Raw genomic sequence first — 13,835 nt, forward strand, 5'->3', positions numbered from 1 at the left:
CCCTTCTGAGCCGTAAAGCGCAGGCACGAATACCTGCAGCTTTTGCCCAGAAGGGATTACCACCCAATGTTGAAGCTTCTACTATTTTGTTGGCAGCTCCTCTTTCGATTTCTCGGTCTTGCGCGCAAGCGGAATGCCATTCTGTTTTGCATACCAAGCCTCATAATGATGCACAGCTACACCTGCAAAAGATGAATGAGAAGCACCTAGCTCAAATACTTTCTGCATCTCTTCGTCCATATTGCTGATCGGTTTGCGGAAAAAGGTCAGGTGATCTCCCTCGTGTGTATCCGCGAGTTCTGCTCCAATCCAGACCTTCTTGCCCAGATCATCTGCTTCAGCCAGCTCTTCCTTGGACAGATCGTACATCTGCTGCCCGCTGTCCCGATAAGCCATGATGGCTACCGCATCGAAACGGGAGATGACCCAGCGGCTGAACGTCTCCTTGCCTCCAGCCGACTGACGGGCATCCAGCCAGAAGGGAATCGCTGCACTCATGTATAGACCAGCGGCCTTTCCGGCTTCCGTCCAAACCTCCATATTGTTCTGCCACTCGGTAATGACGCTGCTCTCCTCATTCTCCCAGCGTTTTAACTGGTAAGGCTCGACATCAAGTTGGATGCCCTCAAAACGCTCATTTTTCGCAGACGAAGCATTGTATGCCCGAACCCGTTCAATAAAGGCAAGTCCCTCTGCACGCTTTTCGCGGTAAGCCCAATCGGCATGACCATTCAGCGCGTGTACTTCGATCTCCGCATTGGTGGCAGCCGCGATGAATTTGCGATATGCCGCATCGGGTACCTCATCCTGAATTTGCAGGAAAATGGTATCCACGCCCTGCTCTTTGGAAAACGCGATAATCTCAGGTGTCTGCTTCGTAATGATCGACGTATCCCACAGCCAGGTCGCCTTATGTTCTTCGTGCGAGAACCATTTGAACACCCAGGACAGCAGCAGCAGGCAGAACACCACAGCCACGATAGCCCATTTAGCCTTACCTGCCAAAATGTCCTGTTTCCTCATAAGCTTCCTCAGACGAGAACCGCTTCACTTGGCTCCAACACTGGGTGCTGTACCGAGTGACCGATTTTGTAAATGTGTGAATGATTGTACGTACGGAATGCGTTGCGTGTATCCAGAATAGGCACTCCCAGTTCCGCAATATCATAATAAGCCAGGTCGCTGTGGTTGGTAATCAGCACGATGCAATCATACGTTTTGAACTGCTCCAGATTAAAGGGTTGGCTGTGCACGGTTTCGCCATGTTTATCCTTGAATGACTCGGCATGCGGGTCATAATAGTCAACATTTGCGCCGCTTTCCTTGAACAGCTCGTACACTTCAAGTCCTGGTGATTCACGCAGATCGGCAATGTTCGGTTTGTACGACATGCCGAGCAGCAGGATGTTCGATTTGCGCACAGACTTCGCGTATTCGTTCAGGATCGTTGATGTTTTATTCAGTACATAGTACGGCATATTGTCATTCGTAGATTGCGCCAGTTCAATGAATTTGCTGTAAAAACGGAATCCCTTCGCCTTCCACGACAGATACATCGGGTCGAGCGGGATGCAGTGTCCGCCGATACCCGGCCCTGGATAGAACGGCATAAAGCCAAACGGTTTCGTCGCAGCCGCGTCAATAACCTCCCAAATATCGATGCCCATGCGGTCACACATCATGGCCATTTCATTCACGAAGGCAATGTTCACACTGCGGAAGGTGTTTTCCAGCAGTTTGGACATTTCGGCTACTTTTGGTGAAGATACCGGAACTACGGTCTCTACATATTTGCTGTACAGCGCTGTTCCGAGCTTCAGGCAGGCTTCCGTGGTTCCGCCAATAACTTTCGGTGTATTAAACGTGGTAAAACGTCCGTTAGACGGGTCTACGCGCTCAGGCGAGAAGCAAAGGAAATAGTCTCTGCCCGCTTCGTGTCCGACTTTATCCAGTTCCTGCTGAATCAGCTCTTCCGTTGTTCCCGGATACGTTGTGCTTTCCAGCGTAATCAGCATGCCTGGTTTCATATGCAGCTTGATCTGATCGACAACCGTCTCGATATAAGAGGTATCCGGGTCCTGGTTTTCGCTGAGCGGTGTTGGTACGCAGATACTCAGTGCGTCAATGACACGCAGCATGCTGTAATCGGTTGTGGGCTGGAAACGGCCACTCTGCATCACTTTTTTCAATTCTTCGGACGAAATATCGTGAATATAGGAATCTCCATTGTAGATGCTGTCGACTTTGGAAGCATCCAGGTCGATGCCGATGACGGTGAACCCTTGGTTGACCATCTCCACCGCAAGGGGAAGGCCGACGTAACCGAGGCCGACAACGCCCAGTACCGCTTCTTTATTTTCGATCGCGTTCAGTAAGGTGTGAAATTGTTGATTCTCCATGATATTCCCTCCGGGCAGTTTATTTTGATGTTAAAGTGTAAAAGAATAGTTCAGATCATATAGATGTAGTTCTAGATGTAGTTGTAATCGTTCTGACTCTAATCATCTTCTAGTGCAGGCAGCGTCTGATTCGGGCATCCAGTTCCACAGGGGAGAACGGCTTGGTCATATAATCGTCCACTCCGCTGCGGAAGCATTGGCTGATCGTCTGCTCAACCCGTTGTTCCGTCAAAACAACAATTTTCGGCGGCTGCTCCATCTCCAGCTTCTGGATGTGATGAATGAACGGCAGTCCATCGATGCCGTACAGATTCAGCTCGGTCAGCACCAGATCAGGTGTCACTTTTTCGATCAGGTCGAGTGCAGCGAGTCCATCCACGGCTTCGTAGGTTTCGTATCCCTGCATCTTCAGACGCAGCTGCAAAAATTCGCGAACCGTCGGATCATTATCCACGATCAGAATCCGTTCCGGTTCATCCGCGGTATGCTCCAGCGTATAGATGTGAATCTCCGAGGAGTCCACGAGCTTCGAAGATTCAGCCATATGCTGAATCGTTGCCTTTGAAGGGCGCTCCCCTGGCGGGAAACTGGCCAGTGTAATTTGCGGATCAGCACCAGGAACGCTTTCCTGCAGCGCATGCTTGATACGAAGTCCTTCATAATGAACCTCATCCAGCGAAAGCCCCGGAAGCAGCACAGCTACGGTCTGCATCGGTCCGTCCTGCCACACTTGGAAAGACAAATATCCCGCCTGTTCCAGATGTGTTCTGATCTGCTGCTCCGGCTGAACCTGACCTGCACAGTGAATGAACATTAAGCCGCAAGCTTCGGCACCCGTTTCCTTCAATCCCTGTTCTACATTGCGATACACATTAACGGCAGCCTCACGCTGCAGTGTCGCCGTATTTGGCATGTTCTTTTCCACCCTTCTATAATGTTGTTACAATTAAGCCGCTTTGCTCGCGTCTTTGGATTCTTCAGACCAGCTTTGGCGTGTCATCGTGCCCCAGGAATTGTTGTTTTGCAAAAACTGAATGTGTCCCTGCAATCTCCACAGCACGCCGAGCTGATGATACCCCACAAATTTCAGCGCGGAGTAGACAAGCATTTTGACCAGATCGGAGAGCTTGTTGTAGCGTTTGAACGCAATCTCCTCCAGAATCAACGCCCCTACACTCAGCAAATATCCACTCACGAAGTTCAGCAATCCAAACAGGACGAGAACCGGCCACTGAGTCATATCCAGAAGCACGTATCCAGCCAGAGCCAGCAGTCCGGTAATTCGGAAGTACGGATTCAGCGCTTCAAAAATAACGTTATACGGCATGGTAATCATGCCCATGACCTTATATTTCGGGTTGAACAGCATGCCGCGATTCTCCAGCATGTTTTTCAGATTTCCGCGGCCCCAGCGCTTGCGCTGACTGGACAAAATGCGGTAAGAATCCGGCGCCTGCGTCCAGCACACGGCTTCAGGACAGAAGGCGACGCGGTATTTCAGTTTATTTTCCAGCATATAACGATGAAGTTTGATGATGATGTTCATGTCTTCGCCTGGATAACCATCGCGATAGCCGCCTACAGCGATGACAGCATCCTTACGGAACATGCCGAATGCACCCGAAACGATGATCAGACCGTTCATGTGGCTCCATCCGATCCGTCCGCCAAGGAAAGCTTTCAAATATTCGATGGACTGGAACATCGGCCAAATTTTGCGCGGCAGGGATACATCCTGAACCGCACCGTTTTCAATTTTGCAGCCGTTGGCAATGCGGACATCCCCTCCGATCGCAACGGTCTCTTCCGGATTCTCCATATACATGCGTGCCATGCGGATCAGGGCGTCCTTTTCCAGCAGTGAATCGGCATCAATGGAACAGATCAGCGGATAATGGGACAAGTTGATGCCTGCATTCAGGGAATCCGCCTTGCCGCCATTTTCCTTATCGATGACATACAGATCCGGGAACTCCGGGTTATGGTAGATGCCGCGAATGTTCTGACATGGAATTTTTCCGCGAATCTGCGTATTCGGCACCGGCTTCAGACGGTATTCTTCCAGCAGTACCTTCAACGTGGAATCGCTTGATCCATCATTGACTACAATAACCTCATACGTCGGATAGTTCAGTGTCATCAGGCAGTTTACATTTTCAATAATGGTCAGTTCCTCGTTGTATGCCGGCACCAGCAGCGAGACCGAAGGTACAAGTTCGGAGCCGGATAACGTGTTGTACTTGGAGTAATGTGACCGCCGGAAGATTGTCCAGATGTTGCGGAATGATAAAGCGAGTATAGAAAAATAAAGCGTATTAACGAACACCACATAATAGATGGCGACCATACCGTAGATGAGTAATAGATCTCTAAGCAGTGTAATCCCCTCCTACCGCTGCAACACCTGTGCGTTTCTTAGGCGTACGCTGGTCACCTCGCACAGGGCCAAAATAACGTTCGTACAGCAGTCTTTTTTTGTTATGCGCAATCATCTGCTCCACCACTTTATGGTCGGATCCCGATTGCTGCATTGTGCTCTCAATCTGCTGCATGGCAATCTCGCGTTCCGCACCCGTTCCCTGCACCGCCGCCTGACACAAAGCTTCGAATCCGGGTTCGCCCAGCTTGCTCAAGCTTTCCGCACTGCTGCAGCGAACTCTCCAGTCTTCATCGCGAAGTGCCTTGCGAAGCAGCGGAATGCTGCCTGATGCATGTTTCGAACCAAGCGCCTGTACTACTTCGGCGCGGACTTCCGGGTCTGAATCCTGAATCAGCTTCAGAATCGTCTCATCCTTGAGCGCCGGACTTGCACTGAGATACAGCTTCACGGCTTCAGCACGTACATCTTGATGCTCGGCCCCAACCAGTCTGTCGAGTGCAGGCATCACTTCAGGTACCGCTTGTCCCCACATCGCCACAAGTCCGACTTTGACAAAATCAGGATTGCGATCTTCCAGCAGCTCAAGCAGTATGCGGCTTGTATCCAGGTTAGCTTCCAGCAGAATATCCGCAGCCAGATGATGGATCGATTTTCCTTTGGTCAAAAGCAGGGCAAGCATGTCCTTCAGCTCGCCATGCCGGGTCGTACATCTCGCAATCGAACGACCAATCATAATGGCCATCGGGCCGGGTTTTTCATCTTTTAGCAGTTCCATCAATCCCGGCACGGCTTCGGGACAGCGCATACCTCCCAGACGATAGGCTGCATCAATCTGACGTCCATAGCGCAGACGCCCCAGCTCCTTCAGATCATGTTCGACGAACCCTGCTTCGCGGCACAATTCGATCAATTTATCGCGATATTCTCCTTTGAACTGGTCAATCCATTCAATTAATTTGTCCTGAATAACCCGGCGTTCTAGCGGGGCCAGCTTACCTGGCGGCAGTTTGAGCGGACTGTTCTCTGTTAAAGCGGTCTGCAAATACGTGAAATAGTCCCGCTGCTTTAGTTCATACAAGGCGATTTTGCGTCGTTTGCCGTTGTGGGACATTTTCATGGCAAACAGAACGATGACACCTACAATCACAAGTGCGATGCAGGCAATCAAAAACCAATAGGCCAAAGCCAAACTCTGGAACATGTGAAAAAGTCCTCCTTTATGCTCGTTTATGAAATTCTATATTGACTTATTCCATCCGAAAACTAGGCATTTTTTCGTAGTTCTGCCGCATTTTCTCATAGCTTAACTTTAGTCTTTCGCTGTATTGGACCTGCTCCCATGGTTTCCAGCTGTAGACGGGTAAAGTTTTCAAATCCAGCGCTGCCTGTTCGCCTCCTGGCCAGGATACCTGCTGCGTGGAACGATTCGTCAGCCACGGAACCAGCGTGATACCTTCAACGGTAGTCGTAGAAAACTCCCGGCCGTTTTTCAGCGGTCCGTATTCAATCGCCTGCAAGGAGCTGGGATCACCGAAACCAAGCAGCATCCATGGAATTCGCATCTCCACCTGATTGCCGTTATACTGCCAGGCTGTTAACGAATCGGTATCTGCCTGTCCTGGGGCTGTCGTGCCCCGCTTTAACGTCCCTACATTTTCAGCCATGAATGGATGAGCCGAACGTGTGTCTGGTGGTGTCATCTTCAGACTGACGGCCAGTTCCCATGGATGGAACGGATCGCTGGACTTGAGCTGCTTGGCTGGAATCATGTTATATCCGTCCCTGCCATACAGCCGCTGGTTGAAATCATAGTCTTTGGCGATCTGCACCTGGGACTCATCATCTTTGCCTAATGTGATGACCGTTTCCAGCCCATCACTCAGCGTTTTTCCCGGCAGCATATTGCTTGGCTGACTGCCTCCGTCAAGGGTGTTTGTTCCGATACGGAGCATGGTCTGCTCAGGGTCATAAGGCTGATCCAGCGTCAAACCTATATACAGATAGGCTTCATCGTGAGTCATCTTCATCTCCCGGATCCCCTGCACCTTTCCCTGCCAGACGGTGACTTCTTCATCTTTCAGCGTATCCCAGTCATCCAGCCTGCCATCAATGGTCAGCCGTTCCTGTTTACCAGGGTCCATCGCCAGCAGGCCAAACATTTTCTCATTCGTCAGCACATTCAGCCAGTAAGCCCGGCGGTCAGCCGGAATTTCCAGCGGCATCGTATTCCAGGTTTTTTTAAACCACTCATCCTGCCACATAAACAGAATCGCTCCTGCGTACCCTTCATCATAAATATCCTGCGTAAGCGAAGCATCGATGTCTCCCTGCTGCACCTCGTTATGTCCGCCCTGATTTCGGCCGCCCATGCCCAGATGAGAAATACCCAGAGAGGAAGGTACGCCATACTCTGTAACCATTACAGGCATATCGGAAAACTCGGCTTTGAGCTTGCGCAGATAACTTTTGTACGTGTTGTACTCGCCTTTTTCATCCTTGATCGTTTGAAGTGTCTTGTCGGTGTGGAACAAGTCTGGATAATACGGATACACATGATAGGCAGCGAAATACCCGCCTTCCCACGCCTCCGGCTTAATATGTCGTGCATCCACACTGACCAGATCCTCTTCATAGAGCGGCTCGCCCGGATGATCGAGTACATCGGTTGTGACCCAGTTGGTGAAAGTCATTGGATGTTCCCATCCGTATTTTTTTTCCTGAACCGCTGTATAGTCCAGCAGCTCGGCAAGCCAGTTCTCAAACGGGGAAGCCTCTGCACTTGCAGAGAAATGAACCCCCTTGTACTGCGGGACATCTGCATGCACCTTATTGGTATTATCCACCATGGACGGGTCCCACTCGGTGCCTACATGCCAGGCCATCAGATATTTCCCTGCATTTGTCCTGTATTTACCGCTGGATTCACCATTTCGGGCAGGAATGTCGGCATCCCCGTATACAGCAGATACCGCTTTTGCAATTTCCTGCTTGAACCGCTGCTCAATATGATCCGCATAGGCATCCTGCTTCTCAATCAATTCTTCCTCAGGGGACCATATGCCTTGTATAAAATATAACGGCTGCTCCCGGCCGCGATTATAATCGACCAGTGCAGAGTAAAAAATCGGCTGATGGACCGTATACACCCGAATCACATTCGCGCCCAAATCCTGAATCTGCTCGAACCAGCGCAGGTAATCCTCCTCGGTGAGTGGAAATTCTCCTGGGTAATGCCCTGGTGAGGTTGCCCCCAGGTTCACCCCTTTGACGAACATTTCCTTCCAGGTTCCATCCGGCCCGTACTGCATAAACTGGTCTCCATCGGTCTTGAATTTCATCTCCGTGCCGTTCTCCGCTGTATACGTAACAAGCTTGGGCTGCATGTAATGCCATCCGGCAAGTAAACCGCCAGTCAGTACTACGGCGCCCGTCAAAGCTGTCAGTAACCAGCGTCTTCGTCGTTGTCTGCTCATGACTTCTGATTGCTCACCTCTCTGGTATGCATCCTGCTTCCCCATGGTTCAGGTTCATGCGTTAGAAATGAACCCGTACAGGAAACATACGATCATTCCGCTTCGGATGTCCGCTTGGTAGAGATGTCAGCGGTGTAGTTCTCACTATAGCGCTAAGCCTCTGCATTGTAACTAGGCTGATGGAAGCAAACATGATATGGAACGTTCTGCCCATACTCAGTCCGTTTCCCCATCCGCCAGCACACCAAGGCAGCTGTTCCATTTGCGGTCTTTTTACATTCACGATCTGCCGGAAAAGCACAGATGAACGCACTGCAGCTGCTGCACATCTTCATGTAATATTGTTATGTGCAGCGCGGATGCAGGCACTCTTCCCCCGAAAAACATATACCCCATTAAACGCGAGTGTTTTTCTAAAGTTGCGCCTTTTTTACAGTATTAACCATAAAGATTACAAAATTGATACTATAGTCCGATAACGCATCAGTGAAAATCCGCGTCGTATCAAGGTTTTCAGAAAAGTACTGAAAATAAAAAAAGGACATCAGTCCCCCCTTATAGGACTCCGCCCATTAATCACCCTCTTACAAAAAACAAAATGAACTGCCAGTCATCACCCTGAAGTCACAGCTGCCTCTCATTATATGTAAAAAAGCACTTCTTATTTCCTATTATGCACCTTCCACCTGATGTTCAACGTAATTGTGTCCAATTTGCAAAATAATTCCGGTTGCCGCATTTTGAATTGTCCTTTATGCTTATAAAACAGGAACACTTGTTCCATACTGTAAATAAACTGTAAATAACCAGCTCCCTGCAGGGGTTAGACGACAGGAGCAGCATCAAGAATCGCAGATAAGGAGAGGAAACATCATGCCCCGCCAAGACAGACGTGTCATCATGCTGGCAGACTGCCAGTCATTCTATGCCAGTGTGGAGAAGTCTGCACATCCCGAGTACAGGGATCGGCCCCTCGTTGTAGCCGGTGATCCGGCCAGGCGCTCGGGTATCATTCTGGCCGCCTGTCCCCTCGCCAAGTCCTATGGCATTACAACCGCAGAACGGCTGGGCGAAGCCCTGGCCAAATGCCCTGATGTCGTGGTTATTCGTCCGCGCATGGCTGAGTATATCCGGGTATCCCTTCATATTACGCGCATTCTGCAGTCTTACACCGACCTCGTGGAGCCCTATAGTATCGATGAACAATTTCTCGATGTCACCGGAAGCCTGGACTTGTTCGGCAGTCCCGAAACCATTGCACGCAGTATTCAGTCCCGGGTTATGGAGGAGACAGGTGTCTACATTCGGATCGGGATCAGTGATACCAAGGTAGTCAGCAAAATGGCCTGTGATCTATATGCAAAAAAAGTTCCAGGCGGCATCTACACGCTGCCGCGTAAGGATATGCCATCCACGATCTGGGAGAAGCCTGTACGTGACATGTTTATGGTTGGTTCACGCATGGGACAGCATCTCTACAAGATGGGCATTCATACGATCGGTGATCTGGCACATACGCCGCTGTCCCGGCTGAAAGAGCGCTGGGGTGTCAACGGCGAAGTATTATGGCGTATCGCCCGTGGTATGGATGATTCTCCGGTAAAACCCGGGACATACACCCACCAGCAGCAGGGAATCGGGCATCAGATGACGCTGCCGCGAGATTATGAGACCTGGGATGAGATCAAGGTTGTGCTTTCAGGTAACAATATATTCTCTCGTGAGCATAAGTATAAAATACTCTTAACCGCCTATTTAACAGTGTTTTTATTAATTTTAGATTTGAGCATAAATAAAAACGAGCATAAATGGATTTTATCCTTTTTATAGTTAAGACTCGCTTGATATTGAAGTTTATACAAAGTTACATTTTAAAAAATTGCCCACTATCAAGATATACGTATTAAGCACTAGAAAAATAATGATTTTGCAAATGTAAAAAAATCAGAACTGCCCAAAGATTCCATTTGTCTAGCGCGTATCCCAGACTGGAAAAAGTCAACTTGCTTGGAGTGGAATATTCTTTTGTGTTAGTAGGAAACACACAACTGGGTATATAATCCCCAATCCTTTTTTGATATGTTGTATTGTTCAGATAACAAGTTGAATAAATAAAGTCCAGGCGTCTACTGTTTTTCAGATTCTGTTTATCCCTAATCTCTAAACAACAAAAAAAGATGAGCACATTGGCTCACCCTAATCAATTATGACCGTATGTAACTTAACCCATAATTTTGCCATTTGGCAAAATTATGCTTCCAGTTTCAATTATAACGAACATGCATTCTTTTTGTTTACTAAAACCATTCAAAAAAACAGTAATTTTATGACTTTCGTTACTGGAAAAACAATTTAGTCAACGTTGAGAAGAATTTCGAATTCATTCAAGTTTTCAAGCTGAAACGATATAATTATTTTATAATTAATTGAGGCCAACCGTAGTAGCGATTGGCCTCAATTATCATTCGTGCCCCTTTTATCAAAGGGACCTTTCATCATTTGAAAACTCTAACCCACTTCAACTACCCTCCAATTTCAGTCTCCTGTGCTTTTCCGCTTACAGGTATTTTGTATAAAGCAGCTTTAATTCCTAATCTCCTGATTAAATTAAAATGATGTAGAATATTCACTTTGCTAAAAAAAGGAAGAATATTTCTAAGATCATTAGGGTTCTCAGATGAGATAGCGTATACTAAGGTACATTCATTATACGGAAAGTTTTCTTTATTAAAAATTTGTATCGGAAAATTATCTTTGGCTTGTCGGATCACAAAACTACGGTACTCTGTAGAGACTTGATGAATATGTAAATAATTTAAGAGAACAACTCTTTTAGTCTTTTAGCATACGTAAGAGTTATTAGTTTTTTTATATCTTTAGTCATTTTGTTCTTAAATGCTCATAGAGATCGTCATCACTATTTTCACGTTCAGGGCAATAACACTGATAAACTCTCCCCCGACGGGTAAAACCCTCTATTCCAGCATCCCCACCATGAACTGCTGGTATTTCTGTAAAATGTTCATCTTGGAATTTCATTCTATAACACGAGTTAATCAATGCCTCCCAAGACTTACCGTCTAACGGAGTATCTATATAGTTGAGAATCATGGATTTCCCCTCCTAACAATTTTATTGAAATTGCGCTTCGCTGATCAGCGGATAGATTTAGAACGTTAATATCTACAATGAAAGTGTCATTTGAACTTAGGTATCGAACTTCTGCTAATTGGAAATTCAGAAAAACTTTAATTACAATCACCTGTTTATCGACAAAAAAAGTTGGTCATTTTTTCGAGGAAGTGTAGCTGGCATCATATCATCTCCTCATTTTAATTACTAATTTAACAAACGGCCATTGCAAACAGGAAAACAAGTTGTAGCACAATAGCTTCATTAAAAAACAATGGTCGTTTCCTAAATATTGGAGAAGACGATCTTTGTTATCTTCATCAGGGGCCTTCTTCGGTTATATGAACATTCCCCAATAAAGTACCATCTGCATCTCCAGAAATCTCAGGCCATACACTTCCGTCTGCTTTAACCGCATAACTCGCCGATTCTCCGCTAGCTACCCCGACGACGTCCTTCATATTCGGTACCTGGACAGGAGTAGGACTTGTTCGTTTTTGTTCCATCTCCAAGCTGACCGTACGAGTTCGATCCCAATGTCCATAAGGTCCTATCGGTTTTAACGATTTGAGTCGTTTTAGCTCCCCAGACATCGCCTTCACATCATTCATTAGTTTCGTTGGTAGCGTTACAGTAGGAGTACCCCAAGTACCAAAGTTCGCCTCCCTGTGTTAGTGCCATACCGTGGTAATAACCAGCTGCAATCCTTTTCACATTGCTCAGCACATCTATTGGCGCTGCATTTTCATAGATAAACGTATTGCCCTTACCTATCCTGATATGATGAGCCCGATCCCCAAGACCACACCGTACCATCGCTCTTAAGAGAGCCAATGCATAATCATACTCACTCCGGTTAAATTAACCACTTGTACTGGATGTAGACGTTGATTATACGTACTTCCATCTCCGAGTGACCCCCTCCAATTGTACCGTCCGAATCTACAAAGTTCACGTTCGTCATAACCTTGTACCTGAATCCTCTATACATAATTCGATTCTTACTCTACACAGTCTCATTCCACTATAAAAATATCCATTTCTTTTGCGAATTTTTAATTTCATCTTTGATTGTCGTTTTCATTTTCCCGAATTATTTTCAGTCATGTGCGCAAATGATTTTCTTAGGTCATGACTGGTTAATAAAACATAATGAGACTTGAATGTGCCGTTGCATTTTCACTATTAAAACCTTCTATTACAAATATTTCATTACATGTGCTGTATTAAACAATACTACTCTTTCGCTTTTACTTAACATCCCCAATTCTTTTAATTTCAGAACTCCTGCTAAAGTAGCACTTCCTTCAGGTGAGGCCGAAATACCCTCACGAGCCAAAATCATTCCACTATGATCTATTTCCTCTCGTGAGACTGCAAGGGCCGTTCCTCCGCTATTCTTTAAAATTGATATAATCAGTTTCTTCGCTGCGGGATAGTGGACTCTCATACCAGTTGGGCTAGCAATGCTGTTAATGCTTGTAACACACGAGTAGAATCCTTCCACAATAGGAGTGCAACCCACTTCTTGAACGGAAACAAACCTTGGCAAACTCCCACTGATCCAGCCCAGTTCTAATAATTCATTTAATCCTTTCCATAATCCTATTAGACCGGATCCCCCACCTGTAGGGTAAATTATAGTGTCTGGCATTTCCCAATTAAGTTGTTCTGCTAGTTCATAAGCCATGGTTTTTTTTCCTTCTAAACGTCCTAATTCTTTAGTAGTGCCTACATTAATCCATTTCATTTCATCCATCTTTTGCTCAACTATTTTTCCTGCATCATGTATAAAACCACTTATAAGTGAAACTTTTGCTCCATACATTTTCGCTTCGGAGATTATATTTTTAGGACAATCCTGAGGCATTATTACATAAGCTTCAATATTAGCTCTTGCTGCATAAGCAGCAAGAGCTACACCTGCATTCCCGTTACTAGGAACCACGGCTCTATTAATTTTTCTTTCTTTTAATAAAGAGACTGCCACAGAAAAGCCTCTCGCTTTAAAACTACCCGTTGGATTTTGATCTTCTCTTTTTATCCATAGTTGATTCACTCCTACGTTTTTCTCTAATTTAAACAGTCTAATTAATGGTGTCAAACCTTCTCCTAATGAAACTACAGAATTTTCATCTGATAAGGGTAATAAATTTGAGTATTTCCAAATCGTACTATGACTATATTTTAGAACATCTTCAATATTGTACTTTTTGTATCTCTCTAAATCGTAGTTAACTAACAATGTTCCTCCACAATGACATATTCCTGAACCATACTTATCATCTGAAATACCCCCACATTCTGAGCATTTAATTAACAACGCTGTCTTTAACATGTTGATGCCTCCCACAATAAGAAATGTTAATAAAAGATAATTGGATAAAAATGCTCTATTAATAAAAATAACTTTACTTTGACTATACAAGGGGCATAATGCCCCTTAATGTA

9 protein-coding genes and 1 pseudogene are annotated in these 13,835 nt (G+C 46.3%); 1 reads left to right on the top strand and 9 read right to left on the bottom strand.

Annotated features, from left to right (window positions below):
- Window positions 1-81: 81 nt before the first annotated feature.
- The 6 genes from MKY97_RS19065 to MKY97_RS19090 all read right to left on the bottom strand — a co-directional run bounded on the left by MKY97_RS19065 (window position 82) and on the right by MKY97_RS19090 (window position 8,252).
- Window positions 82-1,023 carry a hypothetical protein gene (locus MKY97_RS19065; protein WP_342551880.1) on the bottom strand — a complete coding sequence of 314 codons (942 nt, stop codon included), beginning with the start codon at window positions 1,021-1,023 and terminating at the stop codon, window positions 82-84.
- An 8-nt stretch (window positions 1,024-1,031) separates the two neighbouring features.
- Window positions 1,032-2,399 carry a nucleotide sugar dehydrogenase gene (locus tag MKY97_RS19070; protein WP_342551881.1) on the bottom strand — a complete coding sequence of 456 codons (1,368 nt, stop codon included), beginning with the start codon at window positions 2,397-2,399 and terminating at the stop codon, window positions 1,032-1,034.
- 109 nt (window positions 2,400-2,508) lie between these two features.
- On the bottom strand, window positions 2,509-3,312 hold the full coding sequence (locus MKY97_RS19075) for a response regulator (protein WP_342551882.1): 804 nt from the start codon (window positions 3,310-3,312) through the stop codon (window positions 2,509-2,511).
- A 33-nt stretch (window positions 3,313-3,345) separates the two neighbouring features.
- Window positions 3,346-4,746 (bottom strand): glycosyltransferase, encoded by a 1,401-nt coding sequence (locus MKY97_RS19080; protein WP_342551883.1) that lies wholly within the window; start codon window positions 4,744-4,746, stop codon window positions 3,346-3,348.
- A 22-nt stretch (window positions 4,747-4,768) separates the two neighbouring features.
- Entirely contained in the window at window positions 4,769-5,980 is a 1,212-nt protein-coding gene (locus tag MKY97_RS19085) for a HEAT repeat domain-containing protein (RefSeq protein ID WP_342551884.1), read from the bottom strand.
- Between the two features lie 46 nt (window positions 5,981-6,026).
- The gene (locus tag MKY97_RS19090) at window positions 6,027-8,252 is read right to left on the bottom strand and encodes a hypothetical protein (protein ID WP_342551885.1); all 2,226 of its coding nucleotides are present in this window, start codon (window positions 8,250-8,252) and stop codon (window positions 6,027-6,029) included.
- Window positions 8,253-9,125: 873 nt separating this feature from the next.
- Between MKY97_RS19090 and MKY97_RS19095 the strand changes: the two are divergent.
- A pseudogene (locus MKY97_RS19095) lies at window positions 9,126-9,947 on the top strand (DNA polymerase IV); the annotation flags it as partial.
- Between the two features lie 1,185 nt (window positions 9,948-11,132).
- Here MKY97_RS19095 and MKY97_RS19100 read toward each other — a convergent pair.
- The 3 genes from MKY97_RS19100 to MKY97_RS19110 all read right to left on the bottom strand — a co-directional run bounded on the left by MKY97_RS19100 (window position 11,133) and on the right by MKY97_RS19110 (window position 13,722).
- Window positions 11,133-11,363, bottom strand: coding sequence for a hypothetical protein (locus MKY97_RS19100; RefSeq protein ID WP_342551886.1), 231 nt, complete (start codon window positions 11,361-11,363; stop codon window positions 11,133-11,135).
- A 341-nt stretch (window positions 11,364-11,704) separates the two neighbouring features.
- The gene (locus MKY97_RS19105) at window positions 11,705-11,977 is read right to left on the bottom strand and encodes a hypothetical protein (protein ID WP_342551887.1); all 273 of its coding nucleotides are present in this window, start codon (window positions 11,975-11,977) and stop codon (window positions 11,705-11,707) included.
- Window positions 11,978-12,582: 605 nt separating this feature from the next.
- Window positions 12,583-13,722 carry a threonine synthase gene (locus tag MKY97_RS19110; RefSeq protein ID WP_342551888.1) on the bottom strand — a complete coding sequence of 380 codons (1,140 nt, stop codon included), beginning with the start codon at window positions 13,720-13,722 and terminating at the stop codon, window positions 12,583-12,585.
- Window positions 13,723-13,835 lie beyond the last annotated feature (113 nt).

Source organism: Paenibacillus sp. FSL R7-0652, assembly GCF_038595045.1.
Taxonomy (GTDB): Bacteria; Bacillota; Bacilli; order Paenibacillales; family Paenibacillaceae; genus Paenibacillus.